Raw genomic sequence first — 25,467 nt, forward strand, 5'->3', positions numbered from 1 at the left:
TTCGATCCGAGTTACCACAGCGCAATGCGTGACAAAAGACGCTTTGGGTGACGAACCCGTGTCAGGCCGCCATCCGGCGCGCGATGTCCAGCATCCGGGCCGAGAAACCCCATTCGTTGTCATACCAGCCGAAGACGCGGACCTGCCGGTCGCCCGCCACCAGGAGTTCCGGCGCGGCGATGATCAGCGACTCCGGCCGCGCCCTGAGGTCGGAGGAGACCAGCGGCAGATCGGTCCAGCCCAGCACCGGCGAAGCATCGGCCGCGGCTTTGAGACGGGTGGCGAAATCCTCGGCCGAGACAGGTGTGCCGGTGCGAACGACCAGATCGACCGCCGAGACGCTGGCGGTCGGAACCCGCACCGCCGCGCCCGTCACCCGACCGGCCAGCCGCGGCAGCACCGTTCCGATCAGCGCGGTCGCGCTGGAGGTGGTCGGCACCATCGACTGCGCCGCCGCCCGCGACCGGGCGGGATCGCCGCGCGGGGCGTCGACCAGCGGCTGGCTGTTCGTGTAGCAATGGATGGTGGTCATGTGGGCGCTGTCCACACCGGCGATGCCGTCGATCACCTTGAGCAGCGGCGCCAGCGCGTTGGTCGTGCAGGACGCGTTCGAGACGATCCGAGCGGATCCCAGCGCATCCTCGTTCGCGCCCAGCACGATGGTCAGTTCGGCGGCGGGCGAGGGGCCCGAGATCAGGACCTTCCGCGCCCCGGCCGCAAGCCCGCGACCTGCCACGTCGGAGGTGCGTGCAACTCCGGTGCAATCCAGCAGCACGTCGACCCCGGCCAGGTCCGTCTGCGCCAGGTCGGCGCTGTGGCTCACCGGGACTGTGCGGCCATCGACACGCAGCGCGCCGCCCTCGGCCTTGACCTCGCCGGGGTAGGGACCGAAGGCGCTGTCATAGGCGAACAGATAGGCCATCATGTCCAGCGGCGCGATGTCGTTGATCAACGCCAGCTCGACATCGCCGTTCCGGTCCCGGTCCAGGACCTGGCGCAGGATGGTGCGGCCGATCCGCCCGAATCCGTTGATCGCGAGTTTCATGGCTCAGCTATGGCAGCGGCGCATGACCGGCTCAAGAAATCAGGCGTATGCAATACAATCAGCCCTGCAGGCTCTTGACCGCCAGATCGCCCTCGGCCATCGCCTTGATCGCCAGCGCTGCGGCATGGCTGCCGGCGGCGGTGGTGAAATAGGGGATCTTGTCATAGAGCGCAGTGGAGCGGATCGCCTTGCTGTCCTCGACCGCCTGCGCGCCCTCGGTAGTGTTCATCACAAGCTGAACCTGCCCGTCCTTGAGCATGTCGACCACGTCGGGCCGGCCCTCGTAGACCTTGTTGACCACGTCGCAGGGCACGCCGTGCCCCTCAAGCCAGCCTTGCGTGCCGCGGGTGGCCACCAGCGTGAAGCCCTGGCCGACCAGCACCTGCGCGGCCTCTAGCATCGAGGCGCCCTTGTCGGCGTCCTTGATCGAGACGAAGGCGCGGCCCGCGGCCGGCAGGACCATGCCCGCGCCCAGCTGCGCCTTGAGGAAGGCGCGCGGGAAGTCGCGGTCCCAGCCCATCACCTCGCCGGTCGAACGCATCTCGGGGCCGAGGATGGTGTCGACGCCGGGGAAGCGGGCGAAGGGCAGAACCGCCTCCTTGACCGAGAACCACGGCATGTCCGGATCGGCCAGCGTCATCGGATCGGCCATCGGCACGTCGACGTCGTATCCGGCATCCTTCTGTTTCTGGCGCAGCGGGAAGGCCGAGAGCTTCTCGCCGGCCATGATCCGCGCGGCAATGGACGCGATCGCGCTGTCGGTGGCCTTGGCGACGAAGGGCACGGTGCGGCTGGCGCGCGGATTCACCTCGATCAGGTAGATCTCGTCATCCTTGATCGCGAATTGCACGTTCATCAGCCCCACGACGTTCAGCGCGCGGGCCAGCGCCTCGGTCTGCGCCTTGATCCGGTCGATCACCGCGCGGTCCAGCGAATAGGGCGGCAGCGAACAGGCGCTGTCGCCGGAATGCACGCCGGCCTCCTCGATATGCTGCATGATGCCGGCGACATGCACGTTCTCGCCATCGCAGAGCGCATCGACATCCAGCTCGACGGCGCCGTCGAGATAGCTGTCGAGCAGGACCGGGCTCTTGCCCGAGACCACAACCGCCTCGTTGATGTAGCGTTTGAGGTGATCCATGTCGCGGACGATCTCCATCGCCCGTCCGCCCAGCACGTAGGAGGGGCGGATCACCAGCGGGAAGCCGATCTTGCCGGCGATCTCGAGGGCCTGCGCGTCGGTCGAGGCGATGCCGTTCCTGGGCTGTTTCAGGTCCAGCCGGTTGACCAGGTCCTGGAACCGCTCGCGATCCTCGGCCAGGTCGATGGCGTCGGGGGTGGTGCCCAGGATCGGGATGCCCTCGTCATGCAGCGCATTGGCCAGCTTGAGCGGGGTCTGGCCGCCGAATTGCACGATGACCCCGTGCAGTGTGCCGCGCGACCGCTCGACGCGCAGGATCTCCATCACGTGCTCGAAGGTCAGCGGCTCGAAATAGAGCCGGTCGGAGGTGTCGTAGTCGGTGCTGACCGTCTCGGGGTTGCAGTTGACCATGATGGTCTCGTAGCCGGCCTCGGTCAGCGCGAAACAGGCGTGGCAGCAGCAATAGTCGAACTCGATCCCCTGGCCGATCCGGTTCGGGCCGCCGCCCAGGATGACCACCTTCTTGCGGTCGCTCGGCCGCGCCTCGCATTCCACCTCGCCCATCACCGGGGCCTCGTAGGTGGAATACATATAGGGCGTCTGCGCCTCGAACTCGGCGGCGCAGGTGTCGATCCGCTTGAACACGGCGGTCACGCCCAAGTTGTGCCGCGCGCGGCGCACATTGTCCTCGTCCCGGCCGGTAAGCGTGGCCAGCCGCGCGTCGGTGAACCCCATCATCTTGAGCGCGCGCAGCCCCTCTTCGGTCACCGGCAGGCCGTCGCTGCGCAGGGTGCGTTCGGCCTCGACGATCTCGCGGATCCGGGCCAGGAACCAGGGGTCGAACTTGGTGACCGCCTGGATCTCTTGGTCGTCCAGCCCGTGGCGCATGGCCTGCGCGATGCTGCGCAGCCGGTCGGGCGTCTGCTGGCTGATCGCCTTGATGACGGCGGCCTTGTCGTCGGCGGGCTCCCAGGGGCCGACATTCAGGCCGGGGATTTCCACCTCGTCAAACCCGGACAAGCCGGTTTCCATCGAGGCCAGCGCCTTTTGCATCGATTCGTGGATTGTGCGGCCGATGGACATCGCCTCGCCCACCGATTTCATCGCGGTGGTCAGATAGGGCTCGCTGCCGGGGAACTTCTCGAAGGCGAAGCGCGGGATCTTGGTCACCACATAGTCGATGGTCGGTTCGAAACTGGCCGGCGTGACCTTGGTGATGTCGTTGTCCAGCTCGTCGAGCGTATAGCCCACGGCCAGCTTGGCGGCGATCTTGGCAATCGGAAAACCCGTCGCCTTGGATGCCAGCGCCGAGGACCGCGACACGCGCGGGTTCATCTCGATCACAACCATGCGCCCGTCCTCGGGGTTCACGGCCCATTGCACGTTGGACCCGCCGGTCTCGACCCCGATCTCGCGCAGCACGGCGATCGAGCCGTTGCGCATGATCTGGTATTCCTTGTCGGTGAGCGTCAGGGCCGGGGCCACGGTGATCGAGTCGCCGGTATGCACGCCCATTGGATCGACGTTTTCGATGGAACAGACGATGATGGCGTTGTCGGCTGTGTCGCGAACCACCTCCATCTCGTATTCCTTCCAGCCCAGCAGGCTTTCGTCCACCAGGATCTGGTTGACCGGGCTGGCGTCCATGCCGGAGCGGCAGAAATGGATGTAATCCTCGCGGTTGTAGGCCACGCCGCCGCCGGTGCCGCCCAGCGTATAGGCCGGCCGGATGATCGCCGGCAGCCCGACATCCTCCAGCGCCTCGAGCGCGATCTGCACGCCGGCATCCAGATCGGCCTTGCCGTCGGCCTTCTTGGGGGCGGTGACGATGGTGGCGCGGGGGTTTTCCAGCCCCAGGCGGTCCATCGCCTCGCGGAACAGCCTGCGGTCCTCGGCCATCTCGATTGCCTCGCGCTTGGCGCCGATCATCTCGACGCCGAATTTCTCAAGCACGCCCATTTCCTCGAGCGCCAGCGAGGTGTTCAGCCCCGTCTGCCCGCCCATGGTCGGCAAGAGCGCGTCGGGGCGTTCCTTTTCGATGATCTTCGCGACGATCTCGGGCGTGATCGGCTCGATATAGGTGGCGTCGGCCAGCCCCGGGTCGGTCATGATCGTCGCCGGGTTCGAGTTGACCAGAATGACCCGATAGCCTTCCTCGCGCAGGGCCTTGCAGGCCTGGGCGCCGGAATAGTCGAACTCGCAGGCCTGGCCGATGATGATGGGTCCCGCCCCGATGATCATGATCGACTTGATATCGGTTCTCTTCGGCATGTCGGTCCCCTTGCAAGTTCGAGTCGGGCAGCCTGCGTGCGCCCAAATTGTCGTGGGTTATAGGGACCGGGCCGAAAGGTGCAAGGGGTATCGGATTCGGGGGCGGAGATGCCGCAATCGGCCCTTTCTTGCTTTGCTTGCATGGCCTATATCACAAGTCCTGCGGAACGGGGGCCAAACGTGCGTATTCGCTTCGATCAGGGGCCCGGGGGGCCGGGTACGGGGTTCGTCGAACCCGTCCGGACGATCCGGGCCGATGCGCCAGAGGAGGTGCCGGGGGCGATGGCCGCGCTGGACGCCGCGCGGGCCGAGGGCGGATGGCTGGCCGGATATGCAAGCTATGAGCTGGGCTATGCGCTGGAACCCCGGCTGACACCGCGCCTGCCGAAGGGCCGGCGGTTGCCGCTTCTGTGCTTCGGGGTCTATGACGGTCCGGTGGCGCGCGCCTTGCCGGCACCGGCGGGCGGCGTGTCGAGTTTTTCGCCGCGCTGGGACGCCGCGCGCCATGCCCGCGCTTTCGGCCGCATCCACGAGGCGATCGGGGCCGGCGACATCTACCAGGCCAATCTCACCTTTCCCGTGGATCTGAGCGTCGAAGGGTGCGCCGGCGCCCTCTATGCGGCGCTTGCGGCGGCGCAGCCGGTCGGCCACGGCGCGCTGGTCGAACAGGACGGCCTGCCGGACCTGCTCAGCCGGTCGCCCGAGCTGTTCTTTCGCACCGATGCGCAGGGGCGCATCGAAACCCGCCCGATGAAGGGCACCCAGCCGCGCAGCGCGGACCCGGCCCAGGACGCGCAGCGCCGCGACTTCCTGCATGGCGACGAGAAGAACCGCGCGGAAAACCTGATGATCGTGGACCTGCTGCGCAACGACATCAGCCGGGTGGCCGTTCCGGGTACGGTCAAGGTGCCGCGGCTTTTCGAGGTCGAGACCTATGCCACCGTGCACCAGATGACCTCGCAGGTCGAGGCGCGGCTGGTGCCGGGCACCACGCTGTCGGGCATCCTGCGGGCGCTGTTTCCCTGCGGCTCGATCACCGGCGCGCCCAAGATCCGCGCGATGGAGATCCTGTCCGAACAGGAGCCCTGGCCGCGCGACATCTATTGCGGGGCGATCGGCTGGGCGGCGCCGGACGGGCGGTCGGAGTTCAACGTGGCCATCCGCACCCTGATCGTTCAGGGCGGGCGGGCCGTGCTGAACGTGGGCGGCGGGGTGGTCTGGGACAGCACCGCCGGGTCCGAATACGAGGAGGCGCTATGGAAGGCCCGCTTCGCGCACCGGCTGAGCCCGGTTTCCGCCTGATCGAAACGCTGGGCTATCGGCCCGGCACCGGTCTGGTGCGGCGTGACCGGCACCTTGAGCGCATGGCGCGGACGGCCGCCGCGCTGGAGATTCCGTTCGACCGGCGGCGGGCGCTGGCCTGCCTGGCCGGCGCGGACGGCCCCGCGCCCTTGCGTTGCCGCCTGACGATGGACGCCGAAGGCGGCTTTCGCCTGGGAACCGGCGCGCTCGACCCGAACCCGCCCCGCTGGCGCGTCGCCATCGCGGCAGAGCGGCTGCGCTCGGACGATCCGTGGCTGCGGCACAAGACGACCCGCCGCGCGCTCTATGACCGGGTGCGCTCGGAATTGCCCGAAGGCGTGGACGAGATGCTGTTTCTCAACGAGGCGGGCGCTCTGTGCGAGGGCACCATTACCAATCTCTTTGTGGCGACGTCCCGGGGCCTAGTGACACCACCGGCATCGGCCGGCCTGCTGCCCGGGATCCTGCGGGCCGAGATGCTCGAGACCGGGCGTGCGGTCGAGGGTGACCTGACCGTCGATGACCTTGTCGCCGCGCCAGAAGCCCATGTCGGCAACGCGCTGCGCGGCCTGATCCCGGTCCGATTGGTCGGGCAGTCGGGCACTGGGCCGCGGTGACGCGCTTCCGTTTCCGATCCGGAAACGGAGCTGAGCGAAATCCGCCGCGAACGCCCCTGATCCCTTGACTTCCCGGCCCCGGCGCGGTGTATCGGCCCGACCGATTTCCGGGCCGAAGGGATTTGACACATGCACGCCTATCGCAGCCACACCTGCGCCGATCTGACCGCCGCCAATGTCGGCGACACCGTCCGCCTGTCGGGCTGGGTGCATCGGGTGCGCGATCACGGGGGCGTCCTGTTCATCGACCTGCGCGACCATTACGGCATCACCCAGGTGCTGTGCGACGGCGACAGCCCGGCCTTTGCCGAGTTGGAAAAGGTGCGCAGCGAATGGTGCATCCGCATCGACGGCAGCGTGAAGGCGCGCGATCCGGACCTGGTCAATCCCAAGCTGCCCACCGGCGAGATCGAGGTCTATGTCCGCGAGCTCGAGGTGCTGGGCGCCGCGGCCGAGCTGCCGCTGATGGTGTTCGGCGAACAGGAATATCCCGAGGAGACCCGCCTGCGCTATCGCTATCTCGACCTGCGCCGCGAGGCGATGCAGGCCAGCATGACGCTGCGCTCGGACGTTGTGGCCTCGATGCGCCGGCGGATGTGGGACAAGGGGTTCCGCGAATACCAGACACCGATCATCACCGCCTCCAGCCCCGAGGGCGCGCGCGATTTCCTGGTGCCCTCGCGCCTGCATCCGGGGCGGTTCTATGCGCTGCCGCAGGCGCCGCAGCAGTTCAAGCAGCTGATCATGGTCTCGGGCTTCGACAAGTATTTCCAGATCGCGCCCTGTTTCCGCGACGAGGACCCGCGCGCCGACCGCTCGCCCACGGATTTCTACCAGCTCGACATGGAAATGTCGTTTGTCACCCAGCAGGACGTGTTCGACACGATCCAGCCGGTGCTGCACGGCGTGTTCGAGGAGTTCGGGCAGGGCGCCAAGGTCGATGAGGTCTGGCCGCAGATCTCGTATCGCGACGCGGCGCTTTGGTATGGCACCGACAAGCCCGACCTGCGCAACCCGATCAAGATGCAGGACTGTTCCGAGCATTTCCGCGGATCGGGCTTCGCCATCTTCGCCAGGCTCTTGGAGCAGGAGGGCACCGAGATTCGCGCCATCCCGGCGCCGGGCGGCGGTTCGCGCAAGTTCTGCGACCGGATGAACGCCTTTGCTCAGAAAGAGGGGCTGCCGGGGATGGGATATATCTTCTGGCGCGACCAGGGCGAGGGCATGGAAGCAGCCGGCCCGCTGGCCAAGAATATCGGCCCCGAGCGCACCGAGGCGATCCGCCAGCAGCTGGGGCTGGGCGTGGGCGATGCGGCCTTTTTCCTGGGCGGCAAGACCAAGAGCTTCGAGAAGGTCGCAGGCAAGGCGCGCGACGTGATCGGCGAGGAGCTGGGGCTGACCGAGAAGGACCGCTTCGCCTTTGCCTGGATCGTCGATTTCCCGATCTACGAGAAGGACGAGGAAACCGGCGAGATCGATTTCGAGCACAACCCTTTCTCGATGCCGCAAGGCGGGATGGAGTCGCTGGAGGGCGACCCGCTCGCGGTCAAGGGCTATCAGTACGACCTGGCCTGCAACGGCTATGAAATCGTCTCGGGCGCGATCCGGAACCACAAGCCTGAGATCATGCTCAAGGCCTTCGAGATCGCGGGCTATGGCGCCGACGAGGTCAAGAAGCGGTTCGGCGGCCTGTTCAACGCGTTCCAATACGGCGCGCCGCCGCATGGCGGCTGTGCGGCCGGCATCGACCGGATCGTGATGCTGCTGGCCGATACCGCCAATATCCGCGAGGTCATCATGTTCCCGATGAACCAGCGCGCCGAGGATCTGATGGTGTCTGCCCCGTCCGAGCCGACCTCCGACCAGCTGATGGAACTGGGCCTGCGGGTGATCCCGCAGGACTGAGCCGCAGGCGGGTAAGGCCGGTCAGTCCTCCAGGCTGTCGGCCAGCTTGTCGTCGATCAGCTCAACCTCCTGCGCCTTGCGCTTGTGGAAACGCTGGCCGAAGGCGTCGTTGTGCTCTTCGCCGATGACCTCGCGGGCGCGGGCGAACACGTCGTTCTCCTCCTCGTCCATGTGGTGGTGATAGTCGTGTTCGAGCGTCTTGAACGTGGCCAGCCATGCCGGCGATGACATGTCCGTTGCGTTCAGTTCTTCCATCAGGTCGTCGAGCTGCTGGTGTTCATGCACCGAATGGCGGGCCGCGTCCTGACCCCAGGTCTCGGAAATCAGCTTGGAATAGAACGTCTCCTCTTCCGCGGCGGCGTGGGATTTGACGTCCTGGTAGAACTCCCGCCACAGCTTGCGGCGGGTTTCGCTGTCGCCGCTGGTGTCGGCGATCCGGTCCATCAGGTCGCGGTGTCGGTCGTGGTCTCGTTTGATCGCATCGTAGATCGACGTCATGTCTGGCTCCTTCGTCTGGCTGAGCCGTCAACGTGCCGGACATGGGCCAGGTTCCCGAAACCGGCTGCCGCTCCGGGGCGACAATCAGTGTCCGACGCCCCGGCTCAGCGGCGCGGAGCGATGGTGAGGTCACGCAGCACGCGGCCACCGGCGCGGGCTCGGTTGCGCCGGATTTCTCGGGCGGCGATGCGGGCCTGCCCGTAGAGGACGATCGAGAGCGTGGCAACGGCGGCAATGAACAGTGTCAGCATCAGATCGCCTCGCGCCGGGTCAGCCGGTCCTGGACCAGGCCGGCCACGCGGGCGGCCTTGGCCGCGGCCGGCAGGCCGTGTTCGCGCGCCAGCGCCAGCTGTTCGGCCGCGTCGGCCAGGGCGTGATCCTCGGCGCTGCGGGCAACCCCGCCGAGAAACTGCGCCACATAGTCCAGCGTCTCGCCGCGCGTGCCCTCGCCCAGGATCTCGGCGGCATGGGCGATGTCGTCGTGATAGGCCATCGGGTCGGGCCGGATGACCTCGTCCGGAACGATACGCGGCCCGGCCGGCTGCCATTCCGGCGGCAGACGGTTGAGGATCGCGTTCTGGAACGCCGCCAGCGAGATGATCGGCTTGGCCAGGAACCCGTCGGCGCCGGCCGAGATGGCGACCGCCTCGGTGAAATCGTCGCCGGACATGCCCAGGATCACGCCGATGCGCGGGTTGGCCTCGGCCATGTCCTCGATCAGCGCGCTGCCCGAGCCGTCGGGCAGGCCGAGGTCGACGATCAGGACCGAGGGGCGATAGATCTGAAGGTGGCGATGGGCCGAGGCCAGGCAATCGGCGCGGCGGATCCGCGCGCCGCTGCGCAGGCACATCAGCCGCAGCGCCTCGCAGGCATAGCGGCTGTCCTCGACCACCAGTATGGTCAGGCCCAAGAGCGGGCGCGCCGCCGTCGGCATCCGGTAGGGATTGGCAAAGGGGTCCGAATCGTCCATGTGCAGGCTCCTCTCGACAGACAGGGCCACGCTAGGGATGGCTGGCTAACAGCAGGTTAATGGGCGCTTTGGCGCACTTGCGCTTTCGGCCTGCGCCCCGCATAACCCGGGCGCCATGTGACAAGAGGAGACCCCGGATGATTGGCCGCCTGAACCATGTCGCGATCGCCGTTCCCGATCTGGACGCCGCCGCCGCGCAATACCGCGACGCGCTGGGCGCATCGGTCGGGGCACCTCAGGACGAGCCCGATCACGGCGTGACGGTCGTCTTCATCGAGCTGCCCAACACCAAGATCGAGCTGCTTTATCCGCTGGGCGAGGACAGCCCGATCCGGGGCTTTCTCGACAAGAACCCCGCGGGCGGCATCCACCATGTCTGCTACGAGGTCGAGGATATCCTGGCCGCGCGCGACAAGCTCAAGGCAAGCGGCGCGCGGGTGCTGGGCTCCGGCGAGCCCAAGATCGGGGCGCATGGCAAACCGGTGCTGTTCCTGCATCCCAAGGATTTCAACGGCTGCCTGGTGGAACTGGAACAGGTCTGAGCGCAAAAGCCCACTCACTCACAAGGCGATCCCCCATGTCCATCACCTCGGCCCTCGTTCTCTTCGCGGTCATCTGGTTCATGACCTTCCTCGTGGTGCTGCCGATCCGGATCAAGACCCAGGGCGACCTGGGCGAGATCGTGCCCGGCACCCAGGCCGGCGCGCCCGAGGTGCATCACCTGAAGAAGAAGGCCTGGATCACCACCGCCGTCGCCTTCGTGCTTTGGTGCATCATCGCCGGGATCATCGTCTCGGGCTGGATCGGCGTGCGCGACTTCGACTGGATGGGCCGGATGCCGCCCGCGGGCTGAGGATCAGGGCCGCGCCTGCAGGGCGTGGAAGATGTGGGTGAATGTGGCCGCGCCCAGGATCGGGACCAGCAGGTTGACCACCGGCACCGACAGCGGCATCGCCATCAGCGTTCCCGCCAGCCAGATCGTCCCGCCGTGCCGCGCCCGCAGCTTGCGCGCGCCGTCGCGCCCCAGCCGCCGCATCGCCGCCAGCGTGAAATATTCCCGGCCCAGCAGAAAGCCGTTGAGGCTCCAGAAGATCAGCGGCGCGAAGGGCGGAAAGAACACGTAGAGCAAGAGCGCCAGCAGGTTGGCGAGCAGCAGAACCCCCAGGAAATTCACCGTGTCGCGCAGCGCGTCCCAGAACGGCACCGGCGTCACCTTGGGCAGAGCGGGATAGTGCCTGTCCTCGACCGCCTGCGCCACGTCGTCGAGGAACATCGACGTGATGGCCGAGGCCACGGGGACCATCAGGAACACCGACAACACCAGCATGAACAGGAGCGAGGACCAGCTGAGCAGGTCATCGAGCCAGGTCACCTGCCCCAGAACCGGCAGGGTCGCGTCCTCACCGACCAATGCGTTGATCAGCCACAGGAAACCGGCATAAGATGCCACCAGAAGGGCCAGTGTCAGGCCGATGCCGAGAAACAGAACCTTGCGAAACCGGGGATCGCCCAGTTGGCCGAGCGCCAGGGTGAAGCTGTTGAGGATCGTCATTCGGCGACCCATTCGGTGATGGCGTCCAGATCCGGGCGCGGACGCTCGGGCGGGATGCTGCCCTCGGTGGCGATGTGGATGAATCCGGCCACGCGCTCATTCTCGGCCAGGCCGAGGCCGGTGGTGCAGAATTCGCGGTCATGCGCGACCCAGCCGGTCAGCCAGTTGCCCCCCCAGCCCGCGGCCAGCGCCGCGTTGAGCAGGGCCAGGCAGACTGCGCCGGCGGAATAGGTCTGTTCGATCGCGGGGATCTTCTCGCTGGGGCGCTGCACCTCGATCACCGCTACGGCAAGGTGGCCCATATCGAATTGGCTGCGCGCCTTGGCCGTGTCCTCTGCGCTCTTGTGCAACGCTTCGGCGCGGGCCTGCGCCAGATCGGCAAGCCGGGCCATCGCGCCGGCCTCGATCACGATGAAGCGCCAGGGTTCCAGCTTGCCGTGATCGGGGCTGCGCGCGGCGGCGGTCAGAAGCGGGGCCAGGTCCTCACGTGTCGGCGCCGGGGCGCGCAACGTCTTTGCCGGGCGCGACCGGCGGGAGAGCAGAAAGTCGAGCGCGTCTGGGTTCGGGGCCGGCATGGATGTAAATCCCTTTTACATTATCTCCCTACCTATCTCGGGCACCGAAGCATGGGTTTCAAGGGAAAAAGCCGCTCACCTGTCCGGATTGCGCCGTTGCGCGGCAGGGCGCGCTGCTACGGGACAGGCCGGGGGCTGGCACTCCGGGGCCACGGATCGACGGTGCGATGGGCCGGCGCGTTATGGCGAGCCCTGGGTTTCAGGCCCGGCGGGGCGGTATTGATAGACGCCTTCGGGAAGATCCAGCGCCGCGGCCAGGTCGCGCAGCTGTTCCGGGGACAGCGTGATCTTCTGGATCCGGTCGCTGCGCGGATCCAGCTGTTCCAGGGTGACGCATTCGGCGAAGGAGTTGATCACCACATCCTCCTGCAAGGGCAGTTCGCCCTCGTCCACAAGGGTGATGACGGTGGAATCGAATTCATGCTCGATGGTAAACATCCTGTCACAGTGACCCTGCCGGCGGGGTATTGCAAGCGGCCGGCGGGAACGGGAACGGGGCTGGAAGGTGTCGGCACGACGGGCTAGGTTCTCCGGTGCTGTCGTTGTTTCGGAAAGGTATCCAGATGCGCCGGATCCTGTTGTTGCTGGCCTTCATCCTCGCCTCCTGCGGACCCTTGCCGGCGCCTCCGGCACCGGGCGGGCCACCACTGCCCGACGCGGGCGGGCCGCGGCCCAGCCCCGAACAGGCGGTGCAAAGCTTTGCCGAGGTCAGCCGCGCGGTCGGCCCGCGCGCGGTGGAAGAATGCCGCCGCCGCACCAGCGGTGTGAACTGCGATTTCCGCATCGTGGTCGATTCCGACCCGCGCGCGCCGGCCAACGCCTATCAGAGCCGTGACAAGCAGGGCCGCCCCGTCATTACCTTCACCGCGGCGATGATCGCGGATGCGCGCAATGCCGACGAGCTGGCCTTCGTGATGGGGCACGAGGCCGCGCATCACATCCGCGGGCATCTCGACCGCCAGGCGGTGAATGCCGCGGCAGGGGCCGCGATCTTTGCCGAGCTTGCCACGCTGACCGGCGCCGGATCGGTGCAGACCGCGCAGCAACTTGGCGCGGCGGTGGGTGCGCGCACCTTCTCGAAGGATTTCGAGCTGGAAGCGGACGAATTGGGCACGGTGATTACCTACCGTGCGGGTTATGATCCGCTGGTCGGGGCGCGATTCTTCACGCGCATTCCCGATCCGGGCAACCGGTTCCTGGGCAGCCACCCGCCCAATGCCGAGCGGATCGACACGGTGCGCCGGACGGCGCGGCAACTGGGGATCGCTCCTTGACCGGACTGGTCCGGCTTGGCGTCGTGCTGAGCGATCGCGGCTCGAAATACGCGGTTTCCGGCGCGCCGGTTCGCAGCCGGGCCGAGATCGACGCCGTGCTTGGTGCGCTGAAATCCGAGCGCAGCTATGCCAGGGCCACGCACAACACCTGGGCCGCCCTGCTGGACACCGGCGGCCTGAAGGCCGATGACGGTGAGGGCGGCGCGGGCATGGTGATCCTGCGCATGCTGGAGCGCGCCGGGCTGGACGGTCATGTCGTCATCGTGACCCGCTGGTATGGCGGCAAGAAACTGGGCGGCGACCGGTTTCGGCGCGTGCAGGACGCGGTTCGCGCCTATTTCGACCATCTGGGGATCCCGTCTTGACCTGAGTCAATGCTGGCCGCGCACTGCCGGGGGTAGAGTGATGGTCATCCGCGCCGAACAGGGAGACCGGTCAATGATCGAAATCGAGACACTCAAGCGCCACGCCGGGCTTGTCGATCGCATGGCGACGGCCACCGGCGTCGACCTGCAGGAAGCGGCCCTGAGCGGTGATCTGTCCATCGACGAGATCACCGATGCCGTCCTGAAATGCACCGGCTGCAGCGATCCCGCGCATTGTGCCGGTGTGCTGGAACAGTCGCCGACCGTCGCAGCCCCGCCGGGTTATTGCCGGAACCGGGACCTGCTGGCGCGTCTGCAGCCCTGAACACGGACCCGGGGACATCGCGATGCAACGCCTTGGACAGATGATGCGACACCTGCGTCTTGTCCGCCGCATGGGCAAGGAAGCGGGTGTCGACCTGGTGGCGGCGTATCGGGCCGGGGCGCTGAGCCAGGCCGAATGGGCGGAGATGGTCCAGGGTTGCCGTGCCTGCGCCTGGGCCGCGGATTGTCCGGGTTGGCTCGATTCGCATCCCGAAATCGGCGCAGCCCCGCCGGAATGCCGGAACCGCGCGCGTCTGGCTGCACTGAAAAACCGTTTCCCGTCAGGAGAGAAAGCATGAAACAGATACGACTCGGAGAAATCGAGCCGCATTTCTGGCTCACGCGGTCCGTCGCCCGCTGCATGGGCCTGTCGCTGTCCGAGGCGATGGCCGAAGGTCGGTTGAGCGAGCAGGGCTATGCCGAACTCGTCACCCAATGCCGCGCAGCAGGCGGTGCGCCCGGCGGGTGCAGGGCGGCCTGCGAGCAATGGCTGGCGGCGCAGCAATCCGAGGACCGCTCCGCGCCGGAGTTCTGCCCGAACGCGGAGCGCCTGAACGGATTGCGACGCTCAAAGGCTTGAATGTGACCCGTCGCAGAGCGGCACCTTGCCGGAGTGCTTGCAGCCGCAGAAGAACACCTTCTTGTCGGCCTCGGCGGTATACTTGACCGGCTCGAAACCGGTCTCCTTGTGCGACCCGTCGCAAAAGGGCTGCCGGCTGGATTTCCCGCAGGCGCACCAGAAATAGGTCTTGCCCTCGGTCACTTCGACGGGAAACGGGGCTTTCTGGGCGATGTCTGGCTTGTCGGTCATCTGGCGCTCCTCTGCGGTTGGCTGAATCGTCCTCACCATAGAGGCGCACCGCCGTTGGGCAACCCGTGCAGGTCGGGGCGGCACCGGCTCAGGCGGCCGGAACCTGTCGGCCCCAGAGGTCGTATTCGCCGGCCTCCTCCACTTCGACGCGGACGATGTCGCCGGGTTTGAGCCCCTCGAACTCCGCGTCGATGAAAAGGTTGCCGTCGATCTCGGGAGCATCCGCCTTGGTGCGGCAGGTTGCGGCCTCGTCGTCCACTTCGTCCACAATCACGTCGATCCGCTGGCCGACCTTGGCGGCCAGGCGCGCCTCGGAGATGGATTGCGCCTTGGCCATGAAGCGCTCCCAGCGATCCTGCTTTTGATCTTCTTCAACGTGATCGGGTAGAGAATTCGATCTGGCGCCTTCAACGTTTTCATATTTGAAACATCCAACCCGATCCAGCTGCGCCTCGCCCAGCCAGTCCAGAAGGGTCTGGAACTCGGCCTCGGTCTCGCCCGGATAGCCGACGATGAAGGTCGATCGCAGGGTGATGTCCGGGCAGATCGCCCGCCAGGCGGCGATTTCGTCCAGCGTCCTGGCCGCCGCCGCCGGTCGCGCCATGCGTTTCAACGTGTCGGGATGCGCGTGCTGGAACGGAATATCCAGGTAGGGCAACAGGTTGCTGCCGGTATCCGCCATCAGCGGGATCAACTCGCGCACATGCGGGTAGGGGTAGACGTAGTGCAGCCGCACCCAGGCATCCAGCTGCCCCAGTTCGCGCGCCAGGTCGGTGATGTGGCTGCGCACCTCACGATTTTTCCACAGGTGCACGTCGTGCTTTCGGTCCAGCCCGTAAGCACTTGTGTCCTGAGAGATAATCAGCAACTCATGCACACCGTTATCCACAAGCTTTTCCGCCTCGCGCAGCACCGCGTGGGCGGGTCGGCTGGACAGGCGTCCGCGCATGTCGGGGATGATGCAGAAGCGGCACTTGTGATTGCAGCCCTCGGAAATCTTGAGATAGCTGTAGTGCCGAGGCGTCAGCTGCACGCCGCGCGCCGGAAGCAGGTCCACGAACGGGTCGGGATCCGGCGGCACCACCCCGTGCACCGCATCGAGCACCTGCTCGTATTGATGCGGTCCGGTGACGGCCAGGATGCGCGGATGGTGCTCGCGGATGTAATCGGGCTCGGCCCCCAGGCAACCGGTGACGATCACTTTGCCGTTTTCGGTCAGGGCCTCGCCGATCGCGTCAAGGCTTTCGGCCTTGGCGCTGTCGAGAAAGCCGCAGGTGTTCACGATGACCGCATCTGCCCCGGCATAGTCGGGCGAGATGCCGTAGCCCTCGGCACGCAGCCGGGTGAGAATGCGCTCGCTGTCCACCAGCGCTTTGGGGCACCCCAGGGAGACCATGCCGATTGTGGGCTGTCCGGCACGCGGGGTTTCGGACAGGGCGGCGCGCGGCGCGAGGTCGGGGCGCAGATCGGGAGGATTGGTGCTCATCAGCGCGCATATAGAGTGCCGGGCGATCCCATGCAATTGATGTGCGCGCCGTGACGCGATGTTCTATGCTGAGAAAAACACGAGGCGAGGAGCAATCTCATGCGCTGGCTGGTGCGGATCGTGGCCATTCTGGTGGCTGTCGCGGTGTTGCTTGTGGGGGCGCTGCTCCTGCTGCCCGGAGAGAAGCTGGCCCGGCTGGCGGCGGACCAGATCCGGGCGCAGACCGGCCGCGAAGTGGTGTTTTCGGGCGAGGTGCGGTTTACGTTCTGGCCGGTTCTGGGGGTCGAAACCGGGCCGGTGACGCTGGCCAATGCCGATTGGGCCGGGCCCGAGCCGATGTTTCGGGCCGAGGGGCTGACCATCGGAATCGCCGCCGCGCCGCTCTTGCAGCGCGAGATCCGGATCGAACGGATCGTGGCCGATTCGCCGGTTCTGCGGCTGGAAGGGGCGGGCGAGCGGGCCAACTGGCAATTTGGACCCGGCGGCGCGCCTTCCGCGTCGCCCACCGCTGATCCGTCCCCTGCGCCGCCGGCGCCCGATGCGGCAGGGCAGACCTTCACGCTGGACCGCCTGACTCTGCGCAATGCCCGGCTGATCCTGGTGACCGACGGCGCGGTGGCCCTCGACCAGAGCGGTGTGGACCTGACGGCGCGCTGGCCGGATGCGGCAGGCCCGCTGGATGTCGAGTTGTCGCTGTCCCGCGGGGCGGATCCGATAGAGGCGCGGGTCGCGCTGGCCGATCCGACCGGGTTCCTGGAGGGGCAGGTGTCGCGCCTTGCGCTCAGCGCGCGCACCGCCGGCGGGACGGTGGAGTATGACGGCAAGGCCAGCACCGAAGGGGCGCTGGCGGGCGACATTGCCGTGCGAATGACGGATACCGCCCGCGCCCTGTCCGCGCTCGGGCAGCGCGGCGTCGACCTGCCGCGCGGGTTGGGTCGGGCCGCCGATCTCGCGGGACAGCTGACTTATACCCCGGATGGCCGGATTTCGCTGCGCCGGTTGCGGCTGGACCTCGATGGCAACATCCTGACCGGGGATGCGGACGTGACGCTTGCGGCCAAGCCGGTCGTCACCGCACGGCTGTCCGGCGGCATCCTGGACCTGACCGGCCTGGCGCCACAGGGCGGCGATCCGGCGCCGAGCGCCGGGGGCAGCGGTGGCGGCGCCGCAGCACCGCCGGAAGCGCCTGCCGGATGGTCCGATGCGCTGATCGACGCCTCGGCGCTGGCATTGGCCGACGGAACGCTGGGCCTGGCCGCGCAGGAGATCCGCCTGCCGGGCATGGTGCTGGGCGAGACCCGCGTCAGCCTGGGGATCGAGCGGTCCCGCGCGGTTCTGCAATTGCAGCCCGTGAACGTCTTTTCCGGCCGGATCAGCGGGCAGCTGGTGGCCAACAACCGCAACGGCCTGTCGGTCGGCGGCGACCTTTCGATCGAGGCGATCGAACTGAATGACGCGCTGCCGGTGCTGGCAGGTATCGACAAACTACATGGCGAGATCTCGGGCCGGCTGGACTTCCTCGGGGTGGGCCAGAGCGAGGCGGCGATCATGCGCTCGCTGTCGGGGTCGGGCCGGGTTTCGGTCGGCAAGGGTTTCTTCAGCGGGTTCGACCTGGAGGAGCTGGTGCGCTCGGGCGGCGGAAATGGCGGGTCGACCGTGTTCGACGGGCTGACCGCCAGCTTCACGATGCGGGAGGGGAACCTGTTCAACAGCGATTTGGAGTTGATGATCAAGGGCAAGCGGGTCGCGGGCGAGGGGCGCGTGGGGCTGGGTGCGCGCGACCTGGACTATACGCTGTTGCCGGAGGCCACCCACAACGGTCGTCCGCTGCGCATCCCCGTGCGGCTGACCGGGCCGTGGTCGGATCCCCGCATACGGCCGGACCTGTCCCGTGCCCTGCAGGAGCGGATCGACGAGGAGGTCGACAAGCAGAAGGACGCGCTCGAGGCAGAGGCCAAGGAGAAGTTGCGCGAGAAGCTGTCGCAGGAACTGGACACCGAGATCGCGCCGGAACAGGACCTCGAGGAGGTGCTGAAGGACCGGCTGGAGGACGAGGCAAGAAAAGGGCTTTTGAAACTGCTGGGCGGCAATTGAGCCCGGCGGGCGCGCCGGTGGCCCCTTGGGGAGCCTCCGGCGGGAGTATTTTTCAAAAGATGAAGCCCGGGCCGAGCGCTCAGATCGTCTGGTCGTAGTCGCCGACGCCCGGTTCGGTGCGGATGACCGCGTCGAGATCGGCGAAGATGGCGCGCAGCTCGGCCTCGCTCTCGCTGCTTTCGCAGACCACCACCAGGTTGGGCGTGTTGGAACTGGCGCGCACCAGCCCCCAGCTGCCGTTGTCGAGGATGACGCGGGCGCCGTTCACGGTGACCACCTCCTTGATCGGGCGGCCGGCCACGGGTTCGCCGGCCTTGTGCCGCGCCACCAGCTTGGCGACCAGGCGGTCGAGGATGTCGTATTTTTCGGTGTCCGGGGCATGGGGCGACATGGTCGGCGTGCTCCAGGTGCGGGGCAGGGCCTTGCGCAGATCCGACATGGACTTGTCGGGGTTGCGGTCCATCAGCTTGCAGATCTCGACCGCGACGCGCATGCCGCAGTCATAGCCCCGGCCCACCGGCTCGGCCAGGAAGTAGTGGCCGGATTTCTCGAACCCCGCCAGCGCGCCCAACTCCTTGACCCGCCGTTTCATGTGGGAATGGCCGGTCTTCCAGTAGTCGGCCTTGACCCCCTGCGCCTGCAATTCGGGGTCGCTGGCGAACAGGCCGGTGGATTTCACGTCGGCCACGAAGGTGGCGCCCGGATGCAGCTTGGCCAGGTCGCGGGCCAGGATCACGCCCACCTTGTCGGCAAAGATCTCCTCGCCCTCGTCATCGACCACGCCGCAGCGGTCGCCGTCGCCGTCGAAGCCCAGCGCCATGTCGGCGCCGCTGGCCCGCACCGTGTCGGCCATGTCGTGCAGCATTTCCATCGCTTCGGGGTTCGGGTTGTAGTTGGGAAAGGTGTAATCCAGCCGCGTGTGGCTGGGCACCACATCGACGCCCATGCGCTCGAAGATCTCGGGCGCGAAGGCGCTGGCGGTGCCGTTGCCGGTGGCGCAGACCACCTTGAGCGGGCGCGACATGCGGAAATCGCCGACCAGATCGTCGATATAGGCCTCGCGCACGCCGGGCACGAACGCCCATCCGCCGCCGGGCCGTGCCTCGCCATGGCCGCCCAGAACGATGTCGCGCAGCTCGGCCATTTCGTCGGGGCCGTGGGTCAGGGGGCGTTCAAAGCCCATCTTGACCCCCGTCCAGCCGTTGGGATTGTGGCTGGCGGTGACCATGGCCACGGCTGGCACGTCCAGGTGGAACTGGGCGAAATAGGCCATCGGGCTGAGCGCGGGGCCGATATCCCTCACCTGGATGCCGGCCTGCACCAGCCCCAGGATCAGCGCCTGCTTGATCGCCAGCGAGTAGTCGCGATAGTCGTTGCCGACGGCGATAACCGGCTCGATCCCGCGGCGGTGGATCTGGGTACCCAGGCCGAGCCCCAGCGCGGTCATGCCGGGCAGGTTGATCTCGTCGGGATATTTCCAGCGCGCGTCATATTCGCGGAACCCGGTGGGCGCGATCATCGGGTCGCGCAGGAATTCCCAGGTGTTCGGCGTGACCGGCGAAGTCGGTTTCGTCATGCTCTCTGCCCCTTGTCTCAGATCCGGATCGGGTTTGCCTTGGCCAGGCGGTCGAAGGCCATGAGCGTATCGATCAGCGCGGCCATGTTGTCCAGCGCGATCATGTTGGGCCCGTCCGACGGGGCGTTGTCGGGATCCTCGTGGGTTTCGATGAAGACTGCGCCCACCCCCAGTGCGACCGCGGCCCGCGCCATCACCGGCGCAAACTCGCGCTGGCCACCCGACGAGCCACCCTGGCCGCCCGGCTGCTGCACCGAATGGGTGGCGTCCATGACCACCGGATAACCGGTCTGTGCCATCTGCGGCAGCGCCCGCATGTCGGCCACCAGCGTGTTGTAGCCGAATGAGGTGCCGCGCTCGGTCAGAAGGATGTTGTGGTTGCCGGTGCTTTCGATCTTGGCCACGACGTTGGGCATCTCCCAGGGGGCGAGGAACTGCCCCTTCTTGACGTTGACCGCCTTGCCGGTTTCTCCGGCGGCCAGCAGCATGTCGGTCTGCCGGCAGAGGAAGGCGGGGATCTGCAGCACGTCGACCGCCTGCGCCGCCTGTGCGCATTGCGCCTCGGTATGCACGTCGGTCAGCACCGGAATGCCCATGCCGCTGCGGATGTCGTCCAGCACCTTGAGCCCCTTGTCGATGCCCAGGCCCCGCTTGCCGCCCAGCGAGGTGCGATTGGCCTTGTCGTAGCTGGCCTTGAAGACGTAGCGCGCGCCGGCGGCGTCGCAGACCTCCTTCATCCGGCCGGCGATCATCTGCGCGTGGTCGGCGGTTTCCAGCTGGCAAGGGCCCGCGATCACGGTCAGCGGCAGGTCGTTGCCGACGGTGATATCGGCGATCTGGACGTGTTTCATGGATTTACGATGATACCTGTTCTCTGAGGATGGACGCAGTGAGCGAGATCATCAGGTAGATACCAGCAAAAATCAGGAATGCCACGATCGTGTTCTCGAATTTGCGGGGGTATGTGGGCTCCTGGCTGGGAACCGGGTTCACCGAGACGGTCAGATAGCGCACCTGGCGGTTCGCCTCCATCCGGGTCGTCTCCATCTGCTGCAGCGCGGATTGAAGCATGATGTCGCGGGTGGCCAGGTCGGCCTGGGCCATCTGGATGTTGACCGTCAGCTGCGCCAGCGAGTTTTCACCCTTCGAGGCGTCGATCATCTGGGCATTGAGCGAAGCCAGCAGGCTTTGCAACCGTTCGATATCGGCGCGTGTGCCGTCGACCTTGGCCTGGTTGGGGCGGGGGTTGTCCAAAAGGGCCGCGAGCTGCAGTTCCTTTTCCTGGATCTGCACCTCGACCTGGTTGATCCGGCTGCGCAGGCTGGCGATGACGCCCTCGGGATCCAGAACCTCGCCCTGCAGCTGCAGCTCGACAAGTTCTTCCTGCGCCTTGCGCCGCTCGGCCTGGGCGGTTTCGAAGACCGCGCGGGCCTCGTCCATCTGGTCCTCGCGCTTCTGCTCGGACAGGTTGTTCACCCGGCCCTCGGCATAGGAGATCAGCGCCTCGGAGAATTCCGCCGCCGTTTCGGGTTCCGCGGCGGCCACTTCCATCCGGATCACGCCCTCGGTCGGGTCATAACCGATCGTCACCATCTTCGAGTAGGTATTGTAGGCGTCCTCGTTCGTGGCTTGCGGGTCCAGGCGCTGGATCGGGTCGATATGTGGTTGCGAGAAATGCTCCATGAACCCCTCGTCCCGGTCCAGCAGCAGCATCGCTTCCTTCGATTCCAGAAAGGACTGGACCGAGATGGAATCCTGGCTGGTGGCGAACTGGGTGCCGGCGAAGAAACTGCCGACGCCGCCCAGGGTGCCGTCGGCCTGCAGGATCACGAATTCCGACTTGCTGGCATACATCGGCGTCGCCAGCACGTAGAAATACCAGCCGACAATGGCGGTGGGCAGCATTACGAAGGCAAAGAGGCGCGCCATCAGAAGTGCCAGCTTGCGCCGCCGCCGCCGAACGATGTCGCGCTGGATCTTGCCGATCTCCAACTCGCGACGCTGGGCCGGGCTCAGCCCCGCGGCGGGCAGGTTCCGGTCGGAATCCGACACCGTTTGCGGCAGCTGGATGCGCGGGTCGTCCGATCCGCCTGTTGCATCCTTTCCCGAACCCGATCCGGCTTTCGGCACCACGAGTTCCAGCATGTTGGAGCGCTTGAACGGGTCGATCCCCTTGTTTCGAAGAAGGCGGACCGCGTCGTAATCCGACACCGCCGGCAGGTTGTGCTTTTGCGCCACGCGGCGGGCCATGCGCAGCTGGCGGCCGGTCAGCCCTTCGGACCGGATCGCGGTCAGCTCCTTGGTGACGTTGGTTTCGGGCGCGGCGTCGGCTTTGGGTTCGGCCGCGGGCTCGGGTGCCTCGGTGGGCGCGGCGGGCGCCGCTTCGGATGCCGCGTCGGTGGTGGGCGCATCTGCCCCGTCGTCGGCCCCGGCCTGCGGGTTGCGCCGGATGCGAAACTTCCTAGCCTTGGGCTTCGTAGTCATAGAGCTGCTTCGCCTCTTCCAGGGTGTCAAAGATATGCAGGCGCCCGTCGAGAAGAACGGCGCCCTGATGCGCGAACTTCTCCAGCACCGAGGCGCTGTGGGACACGATGACGATCGTGGTCGTGCGCAGCCGGTCCTCGAGGATCGCGCCGGCCTTGCGGTTGAAGGCCACGTCGCCGGACGAGGGCATGCCCTCGTCGACAAGGTACATGTCGAAATCCAGCGCCAGCATCAGCGCGAAGGAGAACCGCCCCCGCATCCCCGACGAGTAGGTGCCCAGCGGCTGGTCGAAATACTCGCCCAGGTCGCACAGCCAGCGGCAATAGGCCTCGACGTAATCCGGGTCCAGCCCGTAGAGCCGGGCGATGTAGCGCGCATTCTCCATCGCCGAGAGCCTTGCGATGACGCCACCCATGTAGCCCAGCGGGAACGAGATGTTGCAGCGCCGCCGGATCACGCCCTCGTCCGGTTTCTCCAACCCCGCCATCATGTTGATGACGGTGGTCTTTCCGGTTCCGTTCGGTGCCAGGATGCCCAGCGACTTGCCCAGGTCGACACGAAACGACGCGCGGTCCAGGATCACCTTGCGGCGGGTTCCCGTCCAGAAGGACTTGCTGACATTCTCGAACTCAAGCATCTGCCACGGCCTGCGAAAAACTCGGGCGGCCCCTGTCGGCGCGCCTTACTGCCCTTTTCGGGTCGTTTTTGTCGGTCTAGGCTCCGATCTTGACCATATTATGTCTGAATATGAAACAAACATTCAACGCAAAACGGATCTTGACGCGTCCAGCGGGGCCGGTGCTGCATGAACGGTGACCCCGCTGGCGACGCGTCCGCACACCCCGAAAGCCACGATCTCGTGGCCCGGATCCGGGCTTGCCGCCTCTGCGCCGAGCGGTTCGCGGCCACCGCCACGGCCCATGTGCCGCGTCCGGTCGTCTGGTTCCGTCCCGGCGCAAGGATCCTGATCGCGGGGCAGGCGCCCGGGGCGCGGGTGCATGCCTCGGGCCGGCCCTTCACCGATCCCTCCGGCGACCGGCTGCGCGATTGGCTGGGTGTGGACGAGGCAACATTCTACGATCTGGACCGGGTGGCGGTAGTGCCGATGGCGTTCTGTTTCCCGGGCTACGACGCGCGCAAGGCCGACCTGCCGCCGCCGTCGATCTGCGGACGCACCTGGCACGGGAAGGTCATGGCGGCGCTGGGCGACATGCCCTTGACGGTGCTGGTGGGCGGGCACGCGCATCGCTATCACCTTGGCGCGCGCGGCCCCGTGACGCAGACCGTGGCCGCCTGGCGGGACCATGCGCCGCGAGTCTTTGCCTTGCCTCACCCGTCCTGGCGCAATACGGCATGGCTGCGAAAGAACCCGTGGTTCGAGGCCGACTTGCTGCCGGTTCTCCGGGCGCGGGTGCAGGAGGTTCTGAATGGCTGACCCGACGGTGCTGGACGCCGCCCATGCCGCGATGGAGGCGGCGCCCGAGGACGCGGCCGCGCGCCTGCGCTTCTACGAAAGGCTGGCCGATGGCGAGCTGTTCCTGCTGCTGACCGAGGAGCCGGAGGGCGACGACATTTCTCCCGAGCTGTTCGAGGTGGCCGATGGCCGGTTCGTGCTGGCCTTCGATCGCGAGGAGCGGCTGGCGCAGTTCACCGGCCGCATCTCGCCCTATGCCGGGCTTTCTGGACGCGCGCTGGCCCGGATGCTGGCCGGGCAGGGCATCGGGCTGGGCCTCAACCTCGAGGTGGCGCCGTCGTCCATCCTGATCCCGGCCGAGGCGCTGGCCTGGCTGGCCGGGACGTTGCAGAAGGCGCCGGACGAGATCGAGGCGCGGATCGCCGGGGTCACACCGCCGCGCGACCTGCCCGAGGCCTTGCTGACCGGGCTCGACGTCAAGCTGGCCAGCGCCGCTGGCCTGGCGCAGGCGGCCTACCTGGTCGGCGCCGAATACGAGGGCGGCGGGCGCGGGCACCTTCTGGCCTTTGTCGATGCCCGGCCCGGCGCGCAGGACGCGCTGGCGCGGTCCGTGGCCGAGGCGCTGACCTTTTCGGGGATCGAGGCCGGCGCGCTGGATGTGGCGTTCTTCGCGGCGGCGGATCCGGTCTCGGCCCGGCTCGCGCGGGTCGGGCTGCGGTTCGACCTGCCCGAGCCGGCCAGCGACCGGCCCGAGCCGGCGGCGCCGGGCTCGGACCCCGACAGGCCGCCGATCCTGCGCTGAGCCGCGGTCAGCCGGCGCTGGGTTCCAGCTTGTCCTGGGTGCGGGTCTGGAAATCCGAGGCGTCGTGCCGCTCGTGCAGCTGCAATTCGGGCTTGCCGAAGGTGCGGTTAACCATACGGCCGCGCTGCACCGCCGGGCGCGCGTCAATCGCCTCGGCCCAGCGCAGGACATTGGCATAGCTCGTCACGTCCAGGAACTCGGCCGCATCATAGAGCCGCCCCAGAACCAGCTGCCCGTACCACGGCCAGATCGCGATATCGGCGATCGAATAGTCATCGCCGGCGATATGGGTCTTGCCGGCCAGCTCCCGGTCCAGCACGTCCAGCTGGCGCTTGGCCTCCATGGTGAAGCGGTCGATGGGGTATTTCCACTTCTCCGGCGCGTAGGCATAGAAATGGCCGAACCCGCCGCCCAGGTAAGGCGCGCTGCCCATCTGCCAGAACAGCCAGTTCATCACCTCGGTGCGCGCCTGTCCCGACGCGGGCAGGAACGCGCCGAATTTCTCGGCCAGGTGCACCAGGATCGAGCCGGATTCGAACACGCGGACCGGTGTTTCACCGCTGCGGTCCATCAGTGCCGGGATCTTGGAGTTGGGGTTCACCTCGACGAAACCGCTGCCGAACTGGTCGCCGTCGCCGATGCGGATCAGCCAGGCATCGTATTCCGCACCGGCATGACCCAGCTCCAGCAGTTCCTCCAGCATCACGGTGGCCTTGACCCCGTTCGGCGTGGCCAGCGAATAGAGCTGCATCGGATGCGTGCCCACGGGCAGGTCCTTGTCGTGGGTCGGCCCCGCGATGGGACGGTTGATCGAGGCGAACTGGCCGCCGCTATCGCTTTCCCAGGTCCAGACGGCAGGCGGGGTATAGCTGTTCTGATCGGTCATGATGTCGGCTCGTCCATTGTTGCGTTTCGTCGTCACGTCAGACGCCTCAGGTATGGGCGGCGCGATCAAATGCCA

Annotated in this window: 28 protein-coding genes; 13 read left to right on the forward strand and 15 right to left on the reverse strand. The window is 67.1% G+C overall.

Annotation, left to right across the window (positions count from 1 at the left end):
- Nucleotides 1-61 precede the first annotated feature (61 nt).
- Both BMX57_RS03255 and carB read right to left on the reverse strand, forming a co-directional pair.
- Nucleotides 62-1,045 carry a type I glyceraldehyde-3-phosphate dehydrogenase gene (locus BMX57_RS03255; RefSeq protein WP_092362491.1) on the reverse strand — a complete coding sequence of 328 codons (984 nt, stop codon included), beginning with the start codon at nt 1,043-1,045 and terminating at the stop codon, nt 62-64.
- A gap of 58 nt (nt 1,046-1,103) precedes the next feature.
- The gene (carB, locus tag BMX57_RS03260; RefSeq protein WP_092362492.1) at nt 1,104-4,457 is read right to left on the reverse strand and encodes a carbamoyl-phosphate synthase large subunit; all 3,354 of its coding nucleotides are present in this window, start codon (nt 4,455-4,457) and stop codon (nt 1,104-1,106) included.
- A 180-nt stretch (nt 4,458-4,637) separates the two neighbouring features.
- Here carB and BMX57_RS03265 point away from each other — a divergent pair, with 180 nt between their 5' ends.
- The 3 genes from BMX57_RS03265 (at nt 4,638) to aspS (ending at nt 8,281) form a co-directional block, all read left to right on the forward strand.
- Nucleotides 4,638-5,759: an aminodeoxychorismate synthase component I gene (locus tag BMX57_RS03265; RefSeq protein WP_092362494.1), complete on the forward strand. Its 1,122-nt coding sequence runs from the start codon at nt 4,638-4,640 to the stop codon at nt 5,757-5,759.
- Nucleotides 5,714-6,376, forward strand: coding sequence for an aminotransferase class IV family protein (locus BMX57_RS03270; RefSeq protein WP_092362496.1), 663 nt, complete (start codon nt 5,714-5,716; stop codon nt 6,374-6,376). The genes BMX57_RS03265 and BMX57_RS03270 overlap by 46 nt, the downstream gene beginning before the upstream one ends.
- A 129-nt stretch (nt 6,377-6,505) precedes the next feature.
- Nucleotides 6,506-8,281, forward strand: a complete 1,776-nt coding sequence (gene aspS, locus BMX57_RS03275; protein WP_092362498.1) for an aspartate--tRNA ligase — start codon at nt 6,506-6,508, stop codon at nt 8,279-8,281.
- Nucleotides 8,282-8,302: 21 nt separating this feature from the next.
- Here the strand turns inward: aspS and BMX57_RS03280 are convergent, their stop codons facing one another.
- The 3 genes from BMX57_RS03280 to BMX57_RS03285 form a co-directional block, all read right to left on the reverse strand.
- Nucleotides 8,303-8,779: a hemerythrin domain-containing protein gene (locus BMX57_RS03280; protein ID WP_092362499.1), complete on the reverse strand. Its 477-nt coding sequence runs from the start codon at nt 8,777-8,779 to the stop codon at nt 8,303-8,305.
- Nucleotides 8,780-8,883: 104 nt separating this feature from the next.
- Nucleotides 8,884-9,030, reverse strand: a complete 147-nt coding sequence (locus BMX57_RS20575) for a hypothetical protein (protein WP_177175372.1) — start codon at nt 9,028-9,030, stop codon at nt 8,884-8,886.
- Nucleotides 9,030-9,749: a response regulator gene (locus BMX57_RS03285; protein ID WP_092362501.1), complete on the reverse strand. Its 720-nt coding sequence runs from the start codon at nt 9,747-9,749 to the stop codon at nt 9,030-9,032. The genes BMX57_RS20575 and BMX57_RS03285 overlap by 1 nt, the downstream gene beginning before the upstream one ends.
- 137 nt (nt 9,750-9,886) lie before the next feature.
- Between BMX57_RS03285 and mce the strand changes: the two genes are divergently transcribed.
- Complete coding sequence (gene mce, locus BMX57_RS03290; RefSeq protein ID WP_092362502.1) at nt 9,887-10,291, forward strand: methylmalonyl-CoA epimerase; 405 nt, start codon at nt 9,887-9,889, stop codon at nt 10,289-10,291.
- Nucleotides 10,292-10,326: 35 nt separating this feature from the next.
- The gene (locus tag BMX57_RS03295; RefSeq protein ID WP_092362504.1) at nt 10,327-10,602 is read left to right on the forward strand and encodes a DUF1467 family protein; all 276 of its coding nucleotides are present in this window, start codon (nt 10,327-10,329) and stop codon (nt 10,600-10,602) included.
- 3 nt (nt 10,603-10,605) lie between these two features.
- Here the strand turns inward: BMX57_RS03295 and BMX57_RS03300 are convergent, their stop codons facing one another.
- From BMX57_RS03300 to BMX57_RS03310, 3 genes are all read right to left on the reverse strand, one after another.
- A complete protein-coding gene (locus tag BMX57_RS03300; protein ID WP_092362506.1) occupies nt 10,606-11,301 on the reverse strand; it encodes an EI24 domain-containing protein in 696 nt (231 codons plus the stop codon).
- Nucleotides 11,298-11,876: a nitroreductase family protein gene (locus BMX57_RS03305; RefSeq protein WP_092362508.1), complete on the reverse strand. Its 579-nt coding sequence runs from the start codon at nt 11,874-11,876 to the stop codon at nt 11,298-11,300. The genes BMX57_RS03300 and BMX57_RS03305 overlap by 4 nt, the downstream gene beginning before the upstream one ends.
- A 180-nt stretch (nt 11,877-12,056) precedes the next feature.
- Nucleotides 12,057-12,314 (reverse strand): hypothetical protein, encoded by a 258-nt coding sequence (locus BMX57_RS03310; RefSeq protein ID WP_092362510.1) that lies wholly within the window; start codon nt 12,312-12,314, stop codon nt 12,057-12,059.
- 125 nt (nt 12,315-12,439) lie between these two features.
- On the opposite strand from BMX57_RS03310, the gene BMX57_RS03315 reads away from it, so the two are divergent.
- The 5 genes from BMX57_RS03315 to BMX57_RS03335 all read left to right on the forward strand — a co-directional run bounded on the left by BMX57_RS03315 (nt 12,440) and on the right by BMX57_RS03335 (nt 14,419).
- Complete coding sequence (locus tag BMX57_RS03315; protein WP_092362512.1) at nt 12,440-13,150, forward strand: M48 family metallopeptidase; 711 nt, start codon at nt 12,440-12,442, stop codon at nt 13,148-13,150.
- Nucleotides 13,147-13,515, forward strand: coding sequence for a YigZ family protein (locus BMX57_RS03320; protein ID WP_092362514.1), 369 nt, complete (start codon nt 13,147-13,149; stop codon nt 13,513-13,515). The genes BMX57_RS03315 and BMX57_RS03320 overlap by 4 nt, the downstream gene beginning before the upstream one ends.
- Before the next feature lie 73 nt (nt 13,516-13,588).
- Nucleotides 13,589-13,840: a DUF6455 family protein gene (locus BMX57_RS03325; protein WP_092363073.1), complete on the forward strand. Its 252-nt coding sequence runs from the start codon at nt 13,589-13,591 to the stop codon at nt 13,838-13,840.
- A gap of 22 nt (nt 13,841-13,862) precedes the next feature.
- Nucleotides 13,863-14,138, forward strand: coding sequence for a DUF6455 family protein (locus BMX57_RS20580; RefSeq protein WP_092362516.1), 276 nt, complete (start codon nt 13,863-13,865; stop codon nt 14,136-14,138).
- On the forward strand, nt 14,135-14,419 hold the full coding sequence (locus BMX57_RS03335) for a DUF6455 family protein (protein ID WP_092362518.1): 285 nt from the start codon (nt 14,135-14,137) through the stop codon (nt 14,417-14,419). Before BMX57_RS20580 ends, BMX57_RS03335 begins: the two co-directional genes overlap by 4 nt.
- Here the strand turns inward: BMX57_RS03335 and BMX57_RS03340 are convergent.
- Both BMX57_RS03340 and rimO read right to left on the reverse strand, forming a co-directional pair.
- A complete protein-coding gene (locus tag BMX57_RS03340) occupies nt 14,408-14,650 on the reverse strand; it encodes a CDGSH iron-sulfur domain-containing protein (protein ID WP_092362520.1) in 243 nt (80 codons plus the stop codon). The two genes, BMX57_RS03335 and BMX57_RS03340, sit on opposite strands and share 12 nt — an antisense overlap.
- Nucleotides 14,651-14,738: 88 nt before the next feature.
- Nucleotides 14,739-16,136: a 30S ribosomal protein S12 methylthiotransferase RimO gene (gene rimO, locus BMX57_RS03345; RefSeq protein ID WP_092362522.1), complete on the reverse strand. Its 1,398-nt coding sequence runs from the start codon at nt 16,134-16,136 to the stop codon at nt 14,739-14,741.
- Between the two features lie 99 nt (nt 16,137-16,235).
- Between rimO and BMX57_RS03350 the strand changes: the two genes are divergently transcribed.
- On the forward strand, nt 16,236-18,230 hold the full coding sequence (locus tag BMX57_RS03350) for an AsmA family protein (protein WP_092362524.1): 1,995 nt from the start codon (nt 16,236-16,238) through the stop codon (nt 18,228-18,230).
- Nucleotides 18,231-18,309: 79 nt separating this feature from the next.
- Here BMX57_RS03350 and BMX57_RS03355 read toward each other — a convergent pair whose 3' ends face one another.
- The 4 genes from BMX57_RS03355 to BMX57_RS03370 are packed head-to-tail and all read right to left on the reverse strand — an operon-like array spanning nt 18,310 to nt 22,927.
- Nucleotides 18,310-19,806 carry a phosphomannomutase/phosphoglucomutase gene (locus BMX57_RS03355; RefSeq protein ID WP_092362526.1) on the reverse strand — a complete coding sequence of 499 codons (1,497 nt, stop codon included), beginning with the start codon at nt 19,804-19,806 and terminating at the stop codon, nt 18,310-18,312.
- 17 nt (nt 19,807-19,823) lie between these two features.
- Complete coding sequence (gene kdsA, locus BMX57_RS03360; RefSeq protein WP_092362528.1) at nt 19,824-20,657, reverse strand: 3-deoxy-8-phosphooctulonate synthase; 834 nt, start codon at nt 20,655-20,657, stop codon at nt 19,824-19,826.
- Nucleotides 20,658-20,661: 4 nt separating this feature from the next.
- The gene (locus tag BMX57_RS03365; protein ID WP_092362530.1) at nt 20,662-22,290 is read right to left on the reverse strand and encodes a KpsE/RkpR family capsule polysaccharide export protein; all 1,629 of its coding nucleotides are present in this window, start codon (nt 22,288-22,290) and stop codon (nt 20,662-20,664) included.
- Nucleotides 22,268-22,927, reverse strand: coding sequence for an ABC transporter ATP-binding protein (locus BMX57_RS03370; RefSeq protein ID WP_092362532.1), 660 nt, complete (start codon nt 22,925-22,927; stop codon nt 22,268-22,270). Before BMX57_RS03370 ends, BMX57_RS03365 begins: the two co-directional genes overlap by 23 nt.
- A 168-nt stretch (nt 22,928-23,095) precedes the next feature.
- Here BMX57_RS03370 and BMX57_RS03375 point away from each other — a divergent pair, with 168 nt between their 5' ends.
- Both BMX57_RS03375 and BMX57_RS03380 read left to right on the forward strand, forming a co-directional pair.
- The gene (locus BMX57_RS03375) at nt 23,096-23,725 is read left to right on the forward strand and encodes a uracil-DNA glycosylase family protein (protein ID WP_092362534.1); all 630 of its coding nucleotides are present in this window, start codon (nt 23,096-23,098) and stop codon (nt 23,723-23,725) included.
- Entirely contained in the window at nt 23,718-24,506 is a 789-nt protein-coding gene (locus BMX57_RS03380; protein ID WP_092362536.1) for an SseB family protein, read from the forward strand. Before BMX57_RS03375 ends, BMX57_RS03380 begins: the two co-directional genes overlap by 8 nt.
- Nucleotides 24,507-24,513: 7 nt before the next feature.
- On the opposite strand, the gene yghU is transcribed toward BMX57_RS03380, so the two are convergent.
- Nucleotides 24,514-25,392, reverse strand: a complete 879-nt coding sequence (gene yghU / locus BMX57_RS03385; RefSeq protein WP_092362538.1) for a glutathione-dependent disulfide-bond oxidoreductase — start codon at nt 25,390-25,392, stop codon at nt 24,514-24,516.
- Nucleotides 25,393-25,467 lie beyond the last annotated feature (75 nt).

Source organism: Cribrihabitans marinus (assembly GCF_900109035.1).
GTDB classification, from domain to species: domain Bacteria; phylum Pseudomonadota; class Alphaproteobacteria; order Rhodobacterales; family Rhodobacteraceae; genus Cribrihabitans; species Cribrihabitans marinus.